This window comes from uncultured Finegoldia sp. (assembly GCF_947252345.1).
Classification (GTDB): Bacteria; Bacillota; Clostridia; order Tissierellales; family Peptoniphilaceae; genus Finegoldia.
This window is the reverse complement of sequence record NZ_CAMXVC010000020.1, coordinates 15,602-37,891: the sequence shown is the minus strand read 5'-3', so window position 1 is coordinate 37,891 and position 22,290 is coordinate 15,602. Positions and strand designations below refer to the sequence as shown.

General features: G+C 30.8%; 18 protein-coding genes. 17 read left to right on the top strand and 1 reads right to left on the bottom strand.

Annotated elements, in window-relative coordinates; all coding sequences use genetic code 11:
- The first annotated feature begins 209 nt into the window (after window positions 1-209).
- From Q0X02_RS05300 to Q0X02_RS05240, 13 genes are all read left to right on the top strand, one after another.
- Complete coding sequence (locus Q0X02_RS05300) at window positions 210-536, top strand: YerC/YecD family TrpR-related protein (RefSeq protein ID WP_297812636.1); 327 nt, start codon at window positions 210-212, stop codon at window positions 534-536.
- A gap of 81 nt (window positions 537-617) precedes the next feature.
- Window positions 618-2,237 (top strand): MBL fold metallo-hydrolase RNA specificity domain-containing protein, encoded by a 1,620-nt coding sequence (locus tag Q0X02_RS05295; protein ID WP_297812633.1) that lies wholly within the window; start codon window positions 618-620, stop codon window positions 2,235-2,237.
- 36 nt (window positions 2,238-2,273) lie between these two features.
- Window positions 2,274-4,178, top strand: a complete 1,905-nt coding sequence (gene glgB / locus Q0X02_RS05290; protein WP_297812630.1) for a 1,4-alpha-glucan branching protein GlgB — start codon at window positions 2,274-2,276, stop codon at window positions 4,176-4,178.
- An 8-nt stretch (window positions 4,179-4,186) separates the two neighbouring features.
- Window positions 4,187-5,326: a glucose-1-phosphate adenylyltransferase gene (locus tag Q0X02_RS05285; RefSeq protein ID WP_297812627.1), complete on the top strand. Its 1,140-nt coding sequence runs from the start codon at window positions 4,187-4,189 to the stop codon at window positions 5,324-5,326.
- A 9-nt stretch (window positions 5,327-5,335) separates the two neighbouring features.
- Window positions 5,336-6,448, top strand: coding sequence for a glucose-1-phosphate adenylyltransferase subunit GlgD (glgD, locus tag Q0X02_RS05280; protein WP_297812624.1), 1,113 nt, complete (start codon window positions 5,336-5,338; stop codon window positions 6,446-6,448).
- 9 nt (window positions 6,449-6,457) lie between these two features.
- The gene (glgA, locus tag Q0X02_RS05275; protein WP_297812621.1) at window positions 6,458-7,882 is read left to right on the top strand and encodes a glycogen synthase GlgA; all 1,425 of its coding nucleotides are present in this window, start codon (window positions 6,458-6,460) and stop codon (window positions 7,880-7,882) included.
- Window positions 7,879-9,990: a glycogen/starch/alpha-glucan phosphorylase gene (locus Q0X02_RS05270; RefSeq protein WP_297812618.1), complete on the top strand. Its 2,112-nt coding sequence runs from the start codon at window positions 7,879-7,881 to the stop codon at window positions 9,988-9,990. The genes glgA and Q0X02_RS05270 overlap by 4 nt, the downstream gene beginning before the upstream one ends.
- Window positions 9,991-9,999: 9 nt before the next feature.
- Window positions 10,000-11,805 carry a type I pullulanase gene (gene pulA / locus Q0X02_RS05265; protein ID WP_297812616.1) on the top strand — a complete coding sequence of 602 codons (1,806 nt, stop codon included), beginning with the start codon at window positions 10,000-10,002 and terminating at the stop codon, window positions 11,803-11,805.
- Window positions 11,806-11,955: 150 nt separating this feature from the next.
- The gene (locus Q0X02_RS05260) at window positions 11,956-13,653 is read left to right on the top strand and encodes a phospho-sugar mutase (protein WP_297812613.1); all 1,698 of its coding nucleotides are present in this window, start codon (window positions 11,956-11,958) and stop codon (window positions 13,651-13,653) included.
- A gap of 112 nt (window positions 13,654-13,765) precedes the next feature.
- On the top strand, window positions 13,766-14,338 hold the full coding sequence (locus Q0X02_RS05255; RefSeq protein WP_297812610.1) for a xanthine phosphoribosyltransferase: 573 nt from the start codon (window positions 13,766-13,768) through the stop codon (window positions 14,336-14,338).
- 87 nt (window positions 14,339-14,425) lie between these two features.
- Window positions 14,426-14,932: an FHA domain-containing protein gene (locus tag Q0X02_RS05250; protein WP_297812607.1), complete on the top strand. Its 507-nt coding sequence runs from the start codon at window positions 14,426-14,428 to the stop codon at window positions 14,930-14,932.
- Window positions 14,922-16,253, top strand: a complete 1,332-nt coding sequence (locus tag Q0X02_RS05245; protein ID WP_297812604.1) for an FtsW/RodA/SpoVE family cell cycle protein — start codon at window positions 14,922-14,924, stop codon at window positions 16,251-16,253. Before Q0X02_RS05250 ends, Q0X02_RS05245 begins: the two co-directional genes overlap by 11 nt.
- Window positions 16,243-17,667, top strand: coding sequence for a penicillin-binding protein 2 (locus Q0X02_RS05240; protein ID WP_297812602.1), 1,425 nt, complete (start codon window positions 16,243-16,245; stop codon window positions 17,665-17,667). The genes Q0X02_RS05245 and Q0X02_RS05240 overlap by 11 nt, the downstream gene beginning before the upstream one ends.
- A gap of 47 nt (window positions 17,668-17,714) precedes the next feature.
- On the opposite strand, the gene Q0X02_RS05235 is transcribed toward Q0X02_RS05240, so the two are convergent.
- Complete coding sequence (locus tag Q0X02_RS05235; RefSeq protein WP_297812599.1) at window positions 17,715-18,536, bottom strand: NAD(+)/NADH kinase; 822 nt, start codon at window positions 18,534-18,536, stop codon at window positions 17,715-17,717.
- A 64-nt stretch (window positions 18,537-18,600) separates the two neighbouring features.
- On the opposite strand from Q0X02_RS05235, the gene Q0X02_RS05230 reads away from it, so the two are divergent.
- From Q0X02_RS05230 to Q0X02_RS05215, 4 genes are all read left to right on the top strand, one after another.
- Window positions 18,601-19,422 (top strand): RluA family pseudouridine synthase, encoded by an 822-nt coding sequence (locus tag Q0X02_RS05230; protein WP_297812596.1) that lies wholly within the window; start codon window positions 18,601-18,603, stop codon window positions 19,420-19,422.
- A 332-nt stretch (window positions 19,423-19,754) separates the two neighbouring features.
- Window positions 19,755-21,008, top strand: a complete 1,254-nt coding sequence (locus Q0X02_RS05225; RefSeq protein WP_297812593.1) for a zinc ribbon domain-containing protein — start codon at window positions 19,755-19,757, stop codon at window positions 21,006-21,008.
- Between the two features lie 99 nt (window positions 21,009-21,107).
- Window positions 21,108-21,731, top strand: coding sequence for a YtxH domain-containing protein (locus Q0X02_RS05220; RefSeq protein ID WP_297812590.1), 624 nt, complete (start codon window positions 21,108-21,110; stop codon window positions 21,729-21,731).
- Window positions 21,732-21,738: 7 nt separating this feature from the next.
- Window positions 21,739-22,179, top strand: coding sequence for a hypothetical protein (locus Q0X02_RS05215; protein WP_297812587.1), 441 nt, complete (start codon window positions 21,739-21,741; stop codon window positions 22,177-22,179).
- Window positions 22,180-22,290: the final 111 nt, after the last annotated feature.

Genomic DNA, 22,290 nt, shown 5'->3' with positions numbered 1-22,290 from the left:
AAATTAAAACATTTTTGGGTATATAAAGTAATATAAAATTCAAATTTTGTATCTCAGTTTGAATTTTCGTATTATTAATGATTTAAAACTTTATTTTTAAAAATTGTTTGCTTTAGTTCGAAAAAGCGTGTATACTTAAATTAATGAATGTAGTATATTATTTTTATTAATGGGTAAAGGTTACCTAAAAAACTATAAGGAGTAAGGGAATGACGGAAATAACTATTAAAGAAAAAACATTGGACGAATTTTTTGAAGCTATTTTGATGTTAAATGGCAAGGACGAAATGCGACGTTTTTTTGAAGACGTTTGTACAATCAGAGAGCTTCATTCAATTTCACAGAGATTAGAAGTTGCAAAATTACTTAAAATTAGAAAAACTTACAGTGAAATTGAAAAAGACACTGGCGCTTCTACAGCTACAATCAGTAGAGTTAATAGGTCATTGCAAAATGGAGCACAAGGCTATGACTTAGTATTGGACAATTTGATTGCCAAAAATCTTGAAGAAAAAAGAAAGAAAAAGAAAAATTAATTTCTAGTATCCGCAAATTAAAGTTTGCGGATATTTTACTATCTTATTTTTATTTGGGTATAAATTACTAGAGGTGAGAAGATGAAAATTAAATTTTTAGGAGCAGCAAAAGAAGTAACTGGTTCTTGTTATTGCGTCGAGACAGAAAATCACAAATTTATGGTTGATTGCGGATTGTTTCAAGGCAGTAAGGAATTGGAACAAAAAAATAGAGATGAAATTGATTTTGACGGTGTTGAATTTTTGTTGTTGACTCATTCTCATATAGACCACACAGGAAGAATCCCACTGTTATATAAGAAGGGTTTTAGAAAGCCAATCTATTGTACAAAAGCGACTAAAGATTTGGCAGAAATAATGCTAATAGATAGTGCAAAAATTCAAGAAAGTGATGTTGAATGGGAAAATAAAAAAAGACAGAGGTCTGGGAGAGAATTGTTAACTCCGTTATACACGACGATAGATGCGATGAGTTGTATTACATTATTTAAGTCAAATTATTATGATGAAGTCGTTGAAGTGAATGATGACATAAAAGTGATATTTAAAGATGCTTCTCATATGCTGGGTTCATCAAGTATAGAAGTATTCATAAATGAAAATGGACATTCAACTAAAATTATATTTTCAGGAGATTTAGGAACATCAAACAATCCTATATTAAATTCTCCACCGACTTTATCTGGTTGTGATTATTTAGTAATTGAGTCAACTTATGGTAATCAAATTCATCAGCCCTACAGAGAAAGCGTGGAAGAATTAATAAATATCATTGAGAAAGTTTCATCCAGAGGAGGAACAGTTATTATTCCGAGTTTTGCTGTCGGAAGGACACAGGAAATAATTTATGAATTAAATAGTTATTACGACCATAAAATCAAAAATATTTATGAAAAGAAAGTCCCTATTTATGTAGACAGTCCAATGGCTTTGGAAGCTACAAAAGCTTTTATGAAAAACACTGACTTATTCAATCAACAGGCGAAAGATTATATTTCGAGTGGAGACAATGTATTCGAATTTGAAAACCTCCATTATGTAAAAAATGTTGATGAGTCAAAAATGCTCAACAGTGTTAAGTTTCCTAGAGTAATAATTTCTTCTAGTGGTATGGCAACTGCTGGTAGAGTAAGGCATCACTTAAAACACAATTTATGGGATGAAAAAAATGCCGTAGTTTTTGTTGGATATCAAGCAGAGGGTTCCCTTGGAAGAATTTTATTAGATGGAATAGATGAGGTAAAATTATTTGGAGAAGTCATCAAAGTAAATGCAGAAATATATAATCTCGGTGGATTTTCTGGTCACGCAGACCAAAAAATGTTGATAGATTTTGTGGATAAAATGACTACGAAGCCTAAAAAAATTTTCATAACACATGGTGAATCTGATGGAGCGGAGAGCTTATCTAATCTACTAGAAAAAAAATACAACATAAGGACAGTTATTCCAGAAATTTACTCTACTGAGGAATTTGAATCGGGAAATTACGATATAGAAACAGAAATGGTTTTAAATCGACAAAACAATGATTTATGTTGTGAATTGGCTAAAATCAAAGAAAAAATTGATAGTTTATACAATAAAAAAGAGCTGTTTGATAATAAAAACTTAAACTCAGAAGAATACAATCAACTAAACAATGAAATTTTGGATTTGAAGAATAAAATTATGACTATAAATATGATTATAGGAGAGTAGTTTTGTTCTGATAATTTAATGGAAATAGGAGCTTAAATGAGTGATTTTTTCTATCAGAATAATGGACAAATGGATATTTACTTATTTCACGAGGGAAATAATAAAAATTTGTATAAATTTTTAGGTTCACATATTTTCTATGATGAATATGGTATGTACACAAAATTTTCGGTGTGGGCACCGAATGCAAAATATGTAAATCTAGTAGGAGATTTTAATAATTGGGACGATTTTTCACTTCCGATGAAAAGAATAGATGACGGGCAGATTTGGGAAATATGTGTCAGAGAAGTTAAGATATTTGAATCTTATAAGTATCGAATCGTAAGTCAAAAAAATGAAATACTGTACAAAGCAGATCCGTTTGCCTTTCATAGCGAATTGAGGCCTAAAACAGCGAGCAAAGTTTACGATATTGAAGGTTACCAATGGAGCGACGAAAATTGGTTAAAAAAGAGAAATAAAACTGACAAATTCCACAGCCCTATGGTTATTTACGAGATAAATCTTTCTTCTTGGAGAAAACACGGCGAAAATTATCTTTCTTATTTTCAATTAGCAGATGAATTGGTAGATTATCTCAAAAAAATGAACTACACCCACGTTGAATTTATGCCGTTGATGGAACATCCTTTTGACGGTTCGTGGGGATATCAGTTGACTGGATTTTTTGCAGCTACATCTCGATTTGGCTGTCCAAAAGATTTAATGCACTTGATTGATGTATTACATCATAATAATATCGGGGTTATCATGGATTGGGTGCCAGCACATTTTTGCAAGGATGATTTTGGACTTAGAAAATTTGATGGAAGTGAAGTTTATGAGAAATCCGACAGCTATCTTTCGGAAAATGAACAATGGGGAACGTTGAATTTTGATTATTCAAAAAATGAAGTTGTAAATTTTTTGATATCCTCGGCTTTATTTTGGATTAAATATTTTCACTTAGACGGAATAAGGGTTGATGCCGTATCATATATGCTTCACTTAAATTTTTCAGGAAGAAATATTGTAAATGAAGACGGAGGATATGAAAATAAGGAAGCCATTAAATTTATAAAAAAATTAAATCAAACAATAAAAAATGATTGTCCCGGAGTAATAACAGTGGCAGAAGAATCAACATCTTGGCCAAATGTTACAAAGTCAGTACAAGAAAATGGATTGGGGTTCGATTTTAAATGGAATATGGGCTGGATGAATGACATAATCAAATATATGAAAACGGATCCTATTTTTAGAAAATATCACCATGATTTACTAACTTTTTCTTTAATGTACGCTTTTAATGAGAATTACATTTTGCCATTTAGCCACGACGAAGTGGTTCATATGAAAAATTCGATGGTTGGTAAAATGCCAGGAAGTTACGATGATAAATTTTCACAAATAAAATTATTATATTCATTTATGTATGCGCATCCTGGGAAAAAACTATTGTTTATGGGAAATGATATAGCTCAGTTTGACGAGTGGAATGAATACAAAGAAATAACGTGGGAAGTTTTGAATTACGAAAAACATCAAAAATTTCAAAATTTTATGAAGGATTTGAATAAATTTTATCTAAGCAATGATGAATTTTACGAATTGGATACGACTTACAGTGGGTTTCAATGGGAAGATGTAAATAATTCAAACGAATCTTTGATAGTTTTCGAGAGAATTAATTCAAAAAATGAAAAAATAATTTGCATTTTTAATTTTACACCGGTAAAAAGAGAAAAATATCCAGTGGGAGTCGATGAATTTGCTCTGTACTCAGTGGTTTTTAATTCTTCGATGACAAAATATTCTGGAAATTTAACTAGAAACAAACCCTGCTACGCGAAACAAATCTCGCATAATGGCAGGGCATACTCGATTGATGTTGATATCGAACCATTTTCTGCTATGTTTTTAAAACTGAACAAATTTATGGAAATTAAGAAAAAATAGGAGGAGTTATGAAGGCTAGAAATAGAGTAGTGGCTATGCTTTTGGCAGGAGGTCAGGGGTCAAGACTAAAAGCCTTGACAAAAAATGTTGCTAAGCCGGCAGTTTCTTTCGGCGGTAAATACAGAATTATTGATTTTGCATTGAGCAATGCGGCTAATTCAGATATAAGAGATGTCGGTATATTGACACAATACAAACCATTTAAGTTAAATTCTCATCTTGGTAATGGTTCAAGTTGGGATTTGTCGAGGAACTCTGGAGGATTAAGAATTTTGTCTCCTTTTGCTACCGAAATCGGCGGGAATTGGTACGAAGGAACAGCTAATTCAATATATGAAAATATGAATTATATTGACGAGTTGGATTGCGAATACGTACTTATTCTATCAGGTGACCATATTTATAAGATGGATTACAATAAAATTTTGAATTATCACAAAGAAAAAAACAGCGAACTCACAATAGCTGTTATGGAAGTTGATTGGAATGAAGCGAGTAGATTTGGAATTATGAATACGGATGAGGACGGAAAAATTATCGAGTTTGAAGAAAAACCAAATACTCCAAAAAGCAATCTCGCATCTATGGGAATTTATATTTTTAATTGGCATACATTAAAAAAATATTTGATAGAAGATAATGAAGACAAAAATTCTAAGCACGATTTTGGTATGAATATAATTCCTAAAATTATCAATGACGGTTTAAATGTTTACGCTTGGAAATTTGATGGATATTGGAAAGATGTTGGAACCGTTAGAAGCTATTGGCAAGCAAATTTGGATTTGCTAAATCCGGACAATAAATTGGATTTGTACGATACGACTTGGAGAATTTACACTAAAAACAGAAATCTTCCACCACATTATGTGAGTGAATGTGCAGATGTGAAAAAATCTTTAATCAATGAAAATTGTATTATTTATGGGAATGTCAATAATTCTGTATTGTTTTCTTCGATTACCGTGGAAAAAGATGCTGAGATTCACAATTCTGTAATTTTGAGTGACACTGTAATTAAAAAGGGAGCAAAGTTGTACAACTGTGTTGTAGCAGAATCGATGACTATAGAAGAAAATCAGGTGATTGGTCAACCTGATTCAGATAAGATATTTTTGGTCAGTGAAGATGGAATAGAAGAATGTTAGGAGGATATTATGCAAAATTGTATTGGAATTATATATGGTGGTAAAAGCGGGAAAAATTTTGGATATTTGACAGATTCTAGACCAGAATATATGCTGCCTTATGGAGCTAGATACAGAATTATCGACATAGCTTTGAGTAATTTTGCAAATAATGAATTTTCGAATGTTGTATTATACGGCGGTAAAATTATGCGTTCAACATTGGACCATTTGGGAAATGGCGAAAGTTATGAGTTAAATCGCCGAAGAAATGGTCTGGTTATTTTTCCTCCTACTTTCGAAAATGCTGGAAAAGAAATTTTTGCTTACAATGAAACACGAGATTTTTATTTGAGAAGCAGCGAAGAGGATTTGTATTTCTGTGACCCAATGGTGATTTTCAGAGAAGACTTTACTGAATCACATAAAAGATTTACGGAAGAAAATTTAGATATTTTGTTATTTTGCAAAAAAATGACGAATGCTACCGGGCTTTTTGTTGGCGAGACAAGATTGAATTTAGACGACGACGGGAATTTGATGAGCATCGGAACCAATCAAGGAATAGATGATGAGTTTTATATGATGACGAATATTGGCTATATGAAAAAAACAGTGTTCCTAGAATTGGTTCATGATTCTTTAAAAAATTCGAGCTCAAATGAACTTATCGATATCATAATTTCCAATTTGGATAAATTAAAAGTTGGCGTTTATATGGTAGATGGATACGTTGAAGTAATAAGAAATTTGACGCAATTTTACAATTCCAATTTGAAATTGCTGAATTTTGAATTTTATAAGAATGTATTTTTCAAAAATGGATTGCTACTCACAAAATCGAAAGACGAGCCTTCTGCTTTGTACGGAGAATCTGCTTGTGTAAAAAACTCCCTAATTGCCAATGGGGTTAAAATAAATGGAAAAGTAGAAAATTCCATAATATTTAGAGGAGTTGAGATTGAAGAAAGCGCAATAGTAAAAAATTCGGTGATTTTTGAGAGGTCGATAATTAAAAAAAATGCTGTAGTAGTCAACACTATTTCGGATAAAGGCGTAGTAATAAAAGAAAATGTTACGGTAGTTGGAAATCCAAACTATCCTTATGAGTTAAAAAAATACGCAGTGCTAGAAGATAAGTAGAGGTAAATTATGAAAATATTATATTGTGCAGCAGAGGCGGATCCTTTCATAAAAACGGGAGGACTCGCTGATGTTGCGGGAACATTGCCTTTGGAAATGAAAAAACAAGGACATGATGTCAAGGTTGTAATTCCTTTATACAAAACAATTGATTTGAAATATCGCGAAAAGTTCAAGTTTGAAGGCAGCTTTTATGTGGATTTAGATTTCAGTCATCACTATTGTGGTGTATATAAATATGTTCATCGTGATGTAGAATTTTATTTTTTACATAACGAAGATTATTTCTGTCGCGACAATATATATGGCGAAGATGACGATTGTGAGAGATTTGTGTTTTTTTCAAAAGCGTGTGTACAATTAATCAGATACATTGATTTTCGTTGTGATGTTATTCACAGTAATGATTGGCACACAGCGATGGTCAATATTTATGTGAAAGATTTTTCAAAAGGAGACCCTTTTTACGAATCAATAAAGACAGTATTCACTATTCACAATTTAAAATACCAAGGAATTTTCAGTTCCAATTCGTTGAAGCAAACCGATTTATCACCAGTGTATTTTTCCGAAGACGGACTAAAATATTATGATGCAATCAATTTTATGAAAGGTGCAATCGTGTTTAGCGATGCCGTCACAACTGTGTCCAAAACTTATGCGGATGAAATTCTATATTCGTTTTTCGGTGAAGGATTAGATGGGATAATAAATAAATATAAATACAAAATATCTGGAATAACAAATGGCATTGACACAACTATTTGGAATCCAAAAACCGACAAATTAATAGCAAGAAATTATGAATTAAAATCAATTAAAAATAAATTCCAAGACAAAAGAGCCATTCAAAGAATGTACGGACTAGAAGAAAAAGATGTACCGATATTTGCAATGGTGACGAGGTTGGTGGAAAACAAAGGATTAGAACTTGTGCGATATATTATGGATGAGTTTTTGACAACAGAGCAAGTGCAAGTAATAATTTTAGGAACAGGGGATTATTCTTACGAAGAAATGTTCAGATATTTTGAGTGGAAATTTCCAGACAAACTAAAAGCAAATATTTACTACAACAATGAAGAATCGCATAAAATATATGCCGGAGCTGATTTCTTAATGATGCCGTCTATCTATGAGCCTTGCGGAATATCGCAATTGATAGCTATGCGCTATGCAACACTTCCAATTGTCAGAGAGACAGGCGGACTTAAAGACACTGTACAATCCTACAATGAGTTCACAAAAGAAGGAAACGGATTTTCTTTTACAAACATAAATGCCCATGATTTTTTGTATACGTTGAGACGAGCAATATCTTTTTATTACAAAGAAGATTTTAAAATAATTCAAAAAAACGCAATGAACTCAAAAAATGATTGGGAAAAATCCGCTTCAGAATATATCAAACTGTACAAGGAGATAATTTTATGATTTCACTTACCGAAAATCAACTAAAAAAAATTATAGACAACAAATTGTCTTATAACTCAATGGTTGATTTTCAAAACGCAAGTGATTACGAACTAAGAATTGCACTGAATGAAACGATAAAAGATATAATATCATACGAAGAAACAAAAACTGATACAAAGGAAAAGAGAGAATACATCGTAACTTTTGAAATAGTGTGCGAAAATTTGTACTTAGATTATATTGAGAAACTTGGATTAAAAGATATGTTAAAAAACATCCTAAAAGATAGATACGACAAAGTTGTCAATATGGAAAACAATCTTCGTTTAGGACAGGGTATTATAGGCAGATTTTCAATGGATAAGTTCGAGGAAATATCAAATAAGGGAAAGTTTTGCAAGTTGTACTCACTGTTTTATAAAAATGCTCAATTCAAGCAACAAATAATAGATTCTCACCAAATCGAAACTTTTTTTGATGAAGAGTTGATGAATGTTGTTTTCAAAAGGTTGAACAAATACAAAGTTAAGATTGGCAAAGAAGTTGTTTTTTCGCAAATTTATGATATTCCATACTTATCAGAAAATACTAATTATATTAGAGTATTTGAGCCTGAAGTTACAGCTAAAATTGAATACAACAACTTTATTAAAGGAAAATTTGACGATTTTTTTGCCGAAAAAAATAAAATAAACTCGATTTGTGATTTTTTATATGTGCCAAAAGTAAATGAATTTGCGAGAAAATTGTACTATATGCAGCAAAAATTCTTGGCAGATTCTATAATTGAGGACATATTTGATGATGAAATGAGAATTTATAACAATGTTAACAACATAGAAGAACACATTAATATAAATTTGATAGAAACAAATGTCGCTATTGTGAGCATCAAATTCATAAAAAAATTAATCAGTATGGGATTTGATTTTAGACGCGCGATTTCAAAAGCTAAAAAAGTTTTTTGTTATTACAATGTAAATGTACATAAGGAATCATTTGATTTTTTGGATTTGGATTATGTGTATGAAATTGAAAATGACATAAAATTTGTCGTCGATAAAGTAAATAAAACTGCAATAGATGATGGATACAAAGAAATTATTGACGGCAATCAGTTAAACAGTTTTAATTTAATTGCATTTATCGCCGAAAAAATAATAGTGGGTTCAGAAAGTCACAAAAAATATCTTGTTAAAAACAACTACATCAATATGACGGAAAACTTCGTGAAAAAAATAAATGTTAATAAGTACTGGTTTAACGACTATTTATTCAGCAATGATTTCGATTTAGAAAACATATACCAGAAAAAATTAGATTACAAAAAAATTATTTTAGACAAGTACAAATTGACAGACATAAACACAAAAAGCATTTTCAATATGATGTTGAGTAATTTCCACGAGGGGAAAAGGCAACTTATGTACATTTTCTACTGCTTGTATGTTTATTTAAAGTTAAAAGAAAATCTGAATTACAAATATGTAGACTCAACTTTTTTTATGAGTGGAATAAGCTCTTTTGATTATTTGATTTGCAAAAAGGCAATCACGTTTTACAACAAATTAGCCAACAAAATAAATGGGGATAAATACATTCAAGAAAAAATAAAATTAATATTCTTGGAAAATATTATTATTGATGATGTTGTAAAGCTTACAAAGGCTTGTGATGTTTATAATTACATTCCTTTTAAAAATTTTGACATATCAAACACTTATCCTTACGCATTTATGTACAACGGGTCAATTTTATTGACTAGCAATTCGAATATTTTTCATAGTTTTGAGCACAAAATTGATGATATTGGTATTTTCAAATTTGACGAAAACAATTCTAATATTGGCCTCGACTTTCGTCAATTAAGTTCTGTTAAATTTATTATTGACAACCTATTCAGATTGAATGATGTTGAATTGATGAATGACTTCTATGAGATTTATCATTTGATTATAAAATACAACGACAGTTTTAATGTGCTCAAATCATTGGATAACTACATAGAAGTCAATGAAAATATTCAATATGCTTATTTGGATAAAAAGTTGTGGGATAAATTAGCCTTAAATAATATCGAAGTTTCAAAGGGATTTGGAATAAATCAAAAAAACCGACGTGATTAGGAGATTTTAATGTACGATTTAGGATTTAATTATTTTAAGGATTTTACATTATTTAAAATATATGCACCTGATGTTTCTGATATGAAAGTTTTATTGTACGATAATTATGATGATGTTAGATACAAGTCTTTTGAAATGGAAAAAGATGAAGATGGATTTTTCACGAGAAAAATTGACGGAGATTTGGATTGCGTGTATTATAAATACGAAGTTGACAATAAATTTCAAATCCTAGACCCATTTTGCAAAGCCTGCTCTGTCAATAGTTTAAAATCGTGTGTAATAGATATGGGTTCTACAAATCCACAGGGATTTTGTGGCGAAAATTATTTTACTAAAAAAATAAATGAAGCGATAATTTATGAATTATCTGTAAATGATTATACTTCTCATATTTCAAGTGGAGTTCAAAATAATTTCAGAGGGAAATTTCTCGGTTTATGCGATGAAAATTGTGTTTCTGGAATAAGCCACTTACTCGATTTAGGGATAACACACGTTCAATTAATGCCGGTTTTTGATTTTGTAGGCGTTGATGAAAGATGTGCTAGAAAATTTGACGACGATAATTACAATTGGGGATATAATCCTGAAAATTTCAACTGCATTGAAGGAAGCTATTCAACAATTCCGGAAAATCCGAAAAACAGAATTTTTGAATTTAAGAAAATGGTTCAAAAACTTCACGAAAATGGAATAGGAGTCATAATGGATGTGGTATACAATCACACTTACAGGAATAATGACCATCCATTTAATTTGATTTATAAAAAATTTTACAGACGCGATAATTGTGGGAATTTCTCAAACGGCTCTGGAGTTGGAAGCGAATTAAATACAGAAGACGAGTTTGTAAGAGATTTTATTGTGGAAAGCTTGTTGTTTTATCAAAAAGAGTATCATATTGATGGATTCCGATTTGATTTGATGAAATTAATTGACAGTCAAACAGTTGATGAAATTGTAGCGAGATTGAGAGAAAACAACGAAAACACAATAATTTACGGTGAACCATGGATGGCAGAAAAATCAGTGTTAGACAAAAGTTCAGAAACTACTTTTGGCAAACAAAAAGGCAAACAATTTGCTTTTTTTAATCCTTTTTTCAGAGATGCTATAAAAGGCGACAACGATGGAATGGTAAATGGATTTGTGCAAGGTGAAGTTTACAAGAATGAACTTGAAACTGGAATTTGCGGGTCTGTTGATTATGATGACAATCATAAAGGATTTTGCAAGAATGCAGACGAAACGATAAATTATTTTAATTCTCACGATAATTTGATTCTTGAGGATAAGCTCGTACTCACAAATGTTGACACCAAAACATCGACGAAGTTGTGTTTTGATTTTATCTTGCTCAGTCTGGGCATTCCTTTTTTTCATTGCGGCAATGAATTTTTCAGAAATAAATCATTGAATAAAAACACTTATAATTTGCCTCTATCTGTAAACGCAGTTGATTGGAGACTAAAAGATAAAAATATTGAGATATATCATTATGTGAAATCACTGATAGAGTTTAGGAAAAGTCATAGTGAATTTGAAATTGTAGATGCAAATGAAATCAGAGACAGAGTCAAATTTTACGATGTAAATGACTTTTGCATTTGCTTCAGCATAAAAAATAAGGGAGGCTATTTGTTGGTTTTCATAAATTCTGCTGACGAGTTTGAATTTGATTTGAATGAGTATTTTGCAGGATACAAAAAATGTAGCAAAATTTTTGAAGGCGGCTCGATAGTTTTAGAACAACACGGAAATGTTGTTTTGATTGATAAAAGAAAAAGCGGGGTATATTCTATTTGTATGTAAAAATTAAAAAAACACAAGTTTGAATTAAACGATTTTTGAAACGATGTTTGCAAAATAAAATTTTGCAACTTGTGATGAGAAATAATTTACGATTAAAAAAGAGATATTATTAAAAGTTTGAAAAATTTGAGTTTTTATTAGGAGGATAGTATGGATTATTTAAAAGTGTACAATGAATGGTTAAATGACGATTCTTACGACGAAGAAACTAAAAAAGAATTAGAATCTATTAAAAACAATGATGAAGAAATTAAAGATAGATTTTACAAATCATTGGAGTTTGGCACAGCTGGTTTGAGAGGGAAAATAGGAGCTGGTACCAACAGAATGAACAAATACAATATTATGAAAACCACACAAGCATTAGCTGACACAATAAAAAATTACGGTGAAAAAGCTATGCAAAGAGGGGTTACGATAAGCTATGACGTCAGAAAATTTTCTAAAGAATTTGCAGAAATTTCTGCAAATGTATTGGCGTCAAATGGAATCAAAGTTTATTTGTCAGACGATATCAGACCAACACCACTTTTGTCTTATTCAATTAGAAAATTTAATTGCATTTCTGGAATTATGATTACAGCTTCACACAACCCAAAAGAATACAACGGATACAAAGCCTATTGGGAAGAAGGAAGTCAAATTTTAGAAGATAAAGCTGATGAGATTTTAAATAATTTGAGCAAAATAGAAAGCTTCACAGAAGTCAAAATAGGAGATTTTGAAAAATTACTTAATGAAGGGAAAATAGAATATTTTGGAGAAAATTTGGACAAAGATTATTTTGAAGATGTTTTAAGCCTTACAATTAATGACGATAACATCGATAAAAATGTCAAAATTGTTTACACTCCATTAAACGGGACTGGAAATAAATTTGTCAGACATATTTTAGATGTACGAGGATTCAAAAATGTATATGTAGTCAAGGAACAAGAAAATCCAGATAGCAATTTTACAACTGTACCTTATCCAAATCCGGAAAATCCTGAAGCATTTGAATACGCAATTAATCTTGGAAAAGAAGTAGGCGCTGATTTATTATTAGCCACAGACCCTGACGCCGACAGAACAGCAGTAGAAGTGCTTCACAATGGAGAATATGTATTTTTAGATGGAAATAAAATAGGAGCTTTGTTGACAAATTATATTCTGAGTCAAAGATTTGAAAAACACGATTTGCCACAAAATCCAGTAGTTGTAAAATCAATCGTTACGGGAGATTTGTCCACGAGAATTGCAAACAAATACAATGTTGATATGATTGAAACTTTGACTGGTTTCAAAAATGTATGTGGCAAGGCAAATGAATACGAAAAAACTGGCGAAAAATCCTGGGTGTTTGGATATGAAGAAAGCATAGGTTATTCTTATGGAACGTTTGTAAGAGATAAAGACGCTGTAAGTTCTTCTATGATGATTTCAGAAATGTTAGCTTACTACAAAAAACTTGGCAAAACATTGATAGACGTTTTGAATGACTTGTATGAAGAATTTGGCTATCATGAAAACTCATTGACATCAGTGGTAATGGAAGGACTAGATGGACAACAAAAAATTTCCAGAATAATGGAGGAATTTAGAAAAAATCCTATCGCACAAATAGAAAACATAAAATTAATCGAAACAAAAGATTATGAGATTGATTTCAAAAAATATTCAACACCAAAATCAAATGTTTTGAAGTATTATTATGATGATGGCTCTTGGTATGCTTTACGACCTTCTGGAACGGAGCCAAAAATAAAATTATATATTTATTCTGTTGCTAACACAAAAGAAAATGCCGTTGAAAAAGTTTCAGCGATAGAAAAAATTGCAAAAGAAAAAATGATGAATGTAAAATAATAGAAATCACTTATTCCGAGAGGTAGGGATAAGTGATTTTTTAATATTTCAAATATTGAGATTTTTTGTTATTGTATGTATAATATACTATATTAAAATCTAGGAGAAAAAAATGAGAAAACTTGAAGAAAGAATTTTGAAAGACGGCAAAGTATTACCGGGAAATATTTTAAAAGTTGATAGATTTATCAACCATATGATTGACCCTGTTTTATTTGAAGACTTAGCAAATGAATTTTACGAAAAATTTAAAGATAAGAAAATCAATAAAATTCTTACAATAGAAGTTAGTGGAATAGCAATTGCCTATGCGTGTGGATTAAGATTTAATTGTCCGGTTGTATTTGCAAAGAAAACCAGTTCGAAAACTTTAGGAGAGAATTGCTACAGAACTGAAGTGTTTAGTTTTACAAAAAACAGAAGCTACGAAGTGTTGGTCCAAAAAGAATATTTAGACGAAAATGACAATGTTTTACTGATAGACGATTTCTTGGCAAATGGGAAGGCTCTCGAAGGTTTGATAGATATCTGCCAACAAGCAAATGCAACTGTTGAGGGGATTGGAATCTTAATAGAAAAAGTTTTTCAAAATGGTGGAGAAAATCTCAGAAAACAAGGATATATAATAGAATCATTGGCAAGAATCAAAAAATTTACTGACGATTCTGTGATTTTTGAAGATTAATTTTGACAAATTGTAACTTTGTCGTTCAAATATGACCGTTAAATGTGGTATATTATATTAGGATAAATTAAGAGAGGATGATGATCAATGAAATATATTATTGATATATTGGATGCATTCTTTTCTATACAAATTACTCCGAATTTAAAATTATATAATTTGATTTCTATGTTTTTCAAATACTTGTTTGTAATAATAATATATTATTTTATTTTTAATATTATTAAGATGATTTATCTTGATATTAAAGGAACGAATAATATGACATATAATTCAAATACATATTTGAAATTGATTAATAGAAAAGAAAATTTACCTTTTAAAATACAAGAGCATTATTTTATAGGAAGAACTGCGACTATAGGTAGAGATGAAAGCAATCAAATATCACTTAAAGATAGATTTATATCTAAGAGACATGCGCGTATTTACAAGGAAAGGAACTGCTACTATATTGAAGATTTGAACTCAGCGAATGGAACTTTTTTGAATGGAAATAAGTTGATTCACTCTACAAAGCTCAACGACAAAGACTTGATTGACATTGGACAAATAGAATTTATGTTTGTAAATGGTGAAAAAGATGCAAAGTAGAACAAAAAAGAAAAACAGGTTTGTGGAATTTATTAATAATTTAAAGCCGATGCGTGTTAATAAAAGAATGATAAAGCCGGTTTATTTGATTTTGTTGTTCAATTTTTTGGGGTTTTTCCTAGCGTTAGGTTCAAATGAGAAGGGTTTGAATCAAAAGGCGTTCATTTATTTTTTGTTCGCGACAATTTTGATGTTTGTAGCCAATAAATTCGTTACAAAGATTACAAAAGGCGACGGTTATATATTACAAATAGCGTGTATGCTTTTTAGTATTGGAATTATAATGATTTACCGACTAAATCCACATGAAGGTTTAAAACAAATTATGTGGTTTACAATTGGTATATTTATGTTTTTCGGGACGTTTTTTGTCCTAAAAAGCTATAATAAATGGTACAAATTCACATCTATTTATTTGATAGGATGTGTAATAATGTTTTTGATGACTTTATTATTGGCAAGGGATAAATACGGAGCGAGAAACTGGGTAAATATTTTTGGTATTGGTTTTCAACCTTCGGAAATAACTAAAATTTTGTACGTGTTTTTCTTGGCAAGTTATGATTACAATACAGATTTATTAGATAGAATTAAAATAAAATCCATACAAAAATACAAGAGGTATCTTCCATTAGTTAAAAGATATTTTTTGATGATAATTGTTTACTTTTTTATCGGTATGTTCTTCTTGCAAAAAGATTTGGGAACAGCGATGATTTTTTATGGATTATTTTTGGTTTATCAAATTGTAAATCACGAAGATATAAAATTAATTTTGTTGAATTTGGTAATAGCAATTGTCGGAGCTGTGGCGGCGTATATGTTGTTTTCTCACATTAGAATCAGAGTATCGACTTGGCTTAATCCATGGAAAAACATCGATGGAATAGGCTATCAAATCACGCAAGCTTTGTTTGCGATAGCAAGTGGAGGATTTTTCGGAACCGGATTGGGACTTGGAAGACCTGATGTTGTACCAGTCGTTACGAGTGATTTTATTTTTGCTGCTATTTGTGAAGAAATGGGAACTTTCACTGGAATGGGAGTTATTATGCTATTTTTGATTTTGATTTACAGGGGAATGAAAATTTCTTTGTACCAATCAAATAAATTCTACAAAATCGTTGCATTGGGAATTTCCGTTATATTTGCAATTCAAGGCTTGGTGATGTTCGGTGGCGTTATGAAACTTGTGCCATTGACAGGAATAACAATTCCTTTTGTAAGTTACGGTGGAACTTCTATGGCGATGTCATTTATTTGTCTTGCTATATTGCAATTCTGTTCGACAGATCAAGGAGAAGATAGCTATGCAAAGTAATATGAACAAAAGAATAATATTTGTGTTGTCTTTTCTGATGACGTTATTTGTGCTTTTGGTTTTGTATTTGACATATTTTCAAATAGTAAAAGCAGATAAAATTGCAAATAATGAGTACAATAAAAGATTATGGGTTGATGAAAATAAACTAGAACGTGGCACCATTTATGACAGAGACAAAAATGTACTCGTTGAAACAAAAAAAGACCAATCAGGAAAAAATTATAGATTTTTTGATTATGCTAATATTTACGCCGCTATAACAGGTTACAATTCTAAAACTTACGGTACTGCTGGATTGGAAAAATCATATATGAAGGAATTACTTAACGTAAACAAAGATACTCCTTTGTCACAACTGCGCAATATTGTCAGTTCAAAAAATAAGGGCAACGATCTTGTGTTGACAACAAATTCCAAGTTACAAAAACTAGCCTATAATTTACTTGAAGGCAAAAAAGGCTCTGTAGTTATGATGAATCCAAAAACCGGTGAAGTGTATGTTATGGCAACATATCCATCTTATAACCCAAATGAAGTATCTTCACAATGGCAAGATTTGTTGAATAAAGAATCATCACCACTTTTGAATCGTTCTACTCAGGGTATGTACACGCCAGGTTCTGTATTTAAAATTATCACTGCCACTGCGATATTGAACAATAAAGATAAGGTCGATAAGATTGTAGAAGATAATACTGGAACAATAGAATTTAACAAATACACGATTTCAAATAATAATGGCTCCGTCTTCGGAGAGACTGATTTGAGAAAAGCTCTCGAAAAATCATCCAACGTTTACTTCGCCTCACAAGGTGTAAAATTGGGAAATAAAATTCTAACTGAAAATGCACAAAATTTTATGATTGGAAAGAAAATCCCGTTTGATTTGCCGGTAGCCCCAAGTGTCAATGGTTATATGAAGACGAAAAGTAATGCAGATATTGCAACTACGTCATTTGGGCAAGGGGAAACTCTGGTGACACCACTTAATATGGCTATGGCAATGAGTGCTGTTGCAAATGATGGTATTATGTTGAAACCTTATTTGGTTAATCAAGTCATTGATTGCGATGGAAAAGTTATAAAACAAACAAAACCTGAACAGTTGTCAGAAGTTGGTTCAAAAAAAGATATGGAAATATTAAAAGACTATTTGAGAACAACGGCTGAGAGTTATGAAACTTTAAATGTTTCTACATCTGTAATAGCAAAATCAGGTACAGCTGAAATAAAAGACAAAACAAGTACACATGCTTGGTTTGTTGCAGCGGCACCATTCAAAAATCCAAAATTTGCAATAGCTGTAATACTAGAAGACGATAATTCTTACGGAGTAAGAACAGCAGGTCCAATAGCATCTAAAATGTTAAATGCAGCAATCAATGAAATTGGATTTGACGATAAAAATTAAAAATTAGAAATAAAAAAAGCGAGGAGTTAAACCTCGTTTTTTTAATTCTATAAGAATTTGTCTTTGATATTTAGCCAATACCAATCTTTCAAGAAAACCAATTTATTGATGTATTTATCGGAATATGTAAAGTTCACATAATCGACATTGTCATAGCTTCTATTCAATCCATCAGCTAGTACAACTGAGCTTTTGTGTTCCATATTGTGGTTTCTAAAATAAAGAGTCACGTTGCTCTTAGACGGTACGACTATTGAATTTAAAAGCGAACGATACGCTTTTGAATTTATAGGCGCAAGTGGAGTGACCTGAAATCCGTCAAGATTGTGATATAAAATTGAACCACCAGCTGAAAAATTATAGGCTGTAGAACCGGACGGAGTAGACAAGATTATTCCATCTCCTGCATATGTTTCCAAATGATTGTCGTCAATGTATACATCGAGATAAATAATAGAAGAATCATCACTTTTAACAACAAATTCGTTTAAAGCTTTGTGTATATATGTTTTGCTGCTATTCCTAATTGCTGTTTTAGATTCCAATAGCGAAATTTTTTCTATATCGTATTTTTTGTTCATCAAATCAGAAATAAATTTGTCGATATTTGGAATAAGAATTTCTTGATAAAAACCGAGATGTCCAGTATTAATTCCAACAAAAGGTATTTTTGAAAACTCATATTTGTGCACAGCTCTTAAAAAAGCCCCATCTCCACCTATACATAGATTGATGAGAGCTTTGTCATCAAAATCAAAAGTCGGCATAAATCCTTTTTGCTCAAGTTTTTCCTTAACAATTACAGCGGTTTCCAATGATTTTTTATTATCATTCACATATATATTTATAATCTTACTATTCTCGTTCATTTGTTTAAAAGACTCCTAATATTTGTTATAATTTTATTATACCAAAAAACTGGAGATTTTAACAATGAAGCAAATTTGTTTTGATGTTGATAAAAAAATGCGATTGGATGAATTTTTGAAAGTAAAAAATATTTCAAGAAATTTATTTTTGAGCCTATATAAAAACAACATTTTTATTAATGAAGAACACGCTAAAAGAAATTCAAAACTTGAGAGCGGTGATGTAGTTTCAATTTGTTTGGAAGATGAAGAAAACAACTACAAGCCAATTGGTATGAAAATTGAAATTCTATACGAAGATTCAGAAATAATAATTGTCGACAAACCGGAAAGGTTGACTATGAACAAAGAAGATGAAGAAAATCTTGCAAATTTTGTGTCTTATTTGTTTGCAAAAAGAGGGATTAAACAAAAAGTGAGATTTGTAAACAGATTGGATATGGATACATCTGGCATTGTTGTGATTGCAAAAAACAAAATAGCACAGGCTTTTTATCAGAAAAAATCTTTTCACAAAAAATACTTGGCGATTGTCAAAGGTCATCCCCAAAATCAGAAAATTGAACTTAATCTTGAAAGAACAGGAATAAAGACAGAAATAAAAGATGCAGGCAAAAAAAGCATCACGATTATAAATAAACTAAAAGATTTAGGAGATTATTCACTGATAGAAGCTGAACTTTTAACAGGAAGGACGCATCAAATAAGAGTTAGTATGCAAAGCATTAATTGTCCGATTATCGGTGATAGTTTGTACGGAGAAAGGTTAGATGGGGTTTTTCAGCTTCTTCATGCCTATGAGATTGAATTTTGCGATATGAATGATAAGAAACACATTGTCACGACAAAATTGCCAAAAAGATTTCAGAAATTTTTGATAAAATAGGAACACTTGAAAACAATTTTATGATGTAGTATAATTAAATTAACCTCAGAAGAGGAATCCTGAAAAATTAAACCGACACACACCATAAGGGATGACGGACGTTCGATTATTGATGGTGAGCCATCTTCGAATGGATACCAGATGTTTGAGACAGTCAACCCACCTTCAAATACTGAAGGTCATTAATTGACTAGGGTCTTCTGAGGCAATATGACAGTAAAAGCGATTTCGCTTTATAAGCATGGGATTTTGTCTCATGCTTTTTTTATTTTTCTATTCACTTAATTTGAATGAAAATGTATAATATATATTAGTAAAAGGTGAGTGATTATATGCAAGATTCAAATTTGAAAAAATGTCCAAATTGTAATTCGTTTGTCGATAAAAATGACAAGTTCTGTAAGGTATGTGGGCATGATTTTTCAAAAGATGAAGAATTTACTTCTGAAGGAAAAACTTTCGAGGATTTTTTGTTGGAAGCGTCAAAATCAAGAAATGAATCAAAACATAAACAAAAAAAACAAGCAAAAAAAGAAAGTTTAATCATAGAAGATAATGGCTGTAGACAAACTTCTCGTAAAAATTTATCAGAAGATACTACTGACAGATTAAATGCGATTGAGTTAGAGGATGCTTCATTGGACGAGGAAAGAAAAAAAGCATTTGAAGAATCCGAAGAAAATTTTTCAAATAAATACGACTATTATGACTATGAATATGACGACGATGAGGACTATAGGACTGTATGGATTAAACGAACTTTAATGGCGATTGTTGCAGTTGCATTGGTAATAGCGGCGGTGTTCGGTTTTAATTACATTAAACCGCTTTTCCAACAAAATTTGGCAGAAAGAAATGTAACAAAAGAATCCGTAAAATCCAAATTTATTAACAGTATTGATACAAAATCGTCAGAAGAAATGATTAGCATTTTAAAGTCATCAGATAATTCTTTGCCTTTTAGAAATTCAGACGCTAAGGAATTTATTGATGAATTAAATGCAAATCCAGAATACAAGAATAAAATAGAAAAATGGCTACAGGAAGATATAGAACAACTAAAATCAAACAAATCATATAAGAGCAAAAATCCTATTCGAATGTCAAAAGATTCAGAAGGATATAAAATTCTGATTGACCCAATAAAATTAGGCGTTGAAAATCCTAAAAATGCAACATTGAGTATTGATGATTCATCAAATCTAGCTTTTCCTGGCAAAAAAATCTTGACAATCGAATCAAATGGTTTGACTTTAAGACAGAATATTACAATTTCTTACTTTGGTGATAGTCAAAAAATCAATTGGGACATGGTGGATTTGAGCAAGACAATTGCTGACTATGATATTTCAACAGGTGATAAAAACTACGAGATAAAAAAAAGCAATGACATGGATTGTCTAGTCTTTATCAACGATAAAAACACAGCTCTTACTACAGATAAATTTAATGATTTGGGAAAGAAAAATTTGAAACAGGATAAAGATACAGTGTGTATTGTCGCAAAAGGAAAAGAAGGATTGTTAAAATCAAATACAGAAACAATCGGATGGGAAACATGGATAAGATTGCATTTGAACGATTAAATGCAATCATAAACTTTCTATAATAGAAATAATGTTTAATATTTTTTGATAGAGGGTATAAGATAATTAGAGCATAAAATAAATTAAGGAGATGTTATTATGAGTTTAATGGATTATTTAGAACACAAAAGAAAAGAAAAAGAAAGACAAATCAAGTGGGAAATTGCTAAACGTAGATACGAAGACCATGCAAAAATAACTTTAGGAACTGTGATAGGTGCAACTATTGGTATAGCTGCAGGTGTTCTATTTGCTCCTAAGTCAGGCGAAGAAACTAGAAAAGACATCAAGAAATTTGCAGAAGAAACAAAGAAAACTGCTATAAATAATTTAAATGATGCAGTAGATACTGTAAAATTGACAGCTGATAATGTAACAGACAGTGTTAAAGATAAGTATCAAAGTTTTCAAGACAGAGGAATGACTGAATTAAATAAAATTTCTGACCAATTTGAAGATGTAAAATCAGACTTAAGTGCACTTGGCGAAGACATAAAAGAAGTAGTAAAAAAAGATGCTAAAGAAGCAAAAGAAAATATAGAAGACGCCAAGGAAAAAGCAAAAGATTCAGCAAAAAAAGTTTCAGAATCAGTTAAAAATGTTGCAAAGGAAGCCAAAGAAGGAGCAGAAAAAACTGTAGAAGAAGGTAAAAAACAAGCCAAGAAAACAGCTGAAACTGCAAAAGAACAAGCAGAAGAAGTAAAAAAAGAAATCAAAAAGTAGGTAAGAAATGATAGACGCTTTATATATTTTTAAAATAATATTGTATATCTGTTTATCTGGATTTTTGATAGCGTTGATAGTTTTTTTCCTAAAACTTGCAGATTTAGTTAAAAATATCAAATCTGTTATATCAGATAACAAAAAAGATATTGACAGGTCTCTTACCGAAGTGCCACAAATTTTGGACAACGTAACAGGAATTACAAATAAAGCAGATAGATTAATAGGAGATATTTCTCCTGATATCAGAAACATAACAAATAATGTAAGCAACACATTGTCTAATGTAGAATCAGTTTCTAGTAATGTGTCAAATACTGTTGATTATGTTGCTGAATCAGTTACGGACACTGCTACTAATATTAAATATGGTTTTTTGAACTCAACAGATTACGTTGGAACTGCTAGAGAAATAATAAATTTCATAAGAAGTTTAATAGGCAGATAATAGAATAAAGATTTTTAAGCCAATCTGGAAATTTCCGATTGGCTTATTGCTAATCTTCACTTATTTTAAAATTATGAAAACAATTGTTAAAATATTGAAATCCTATTGAAA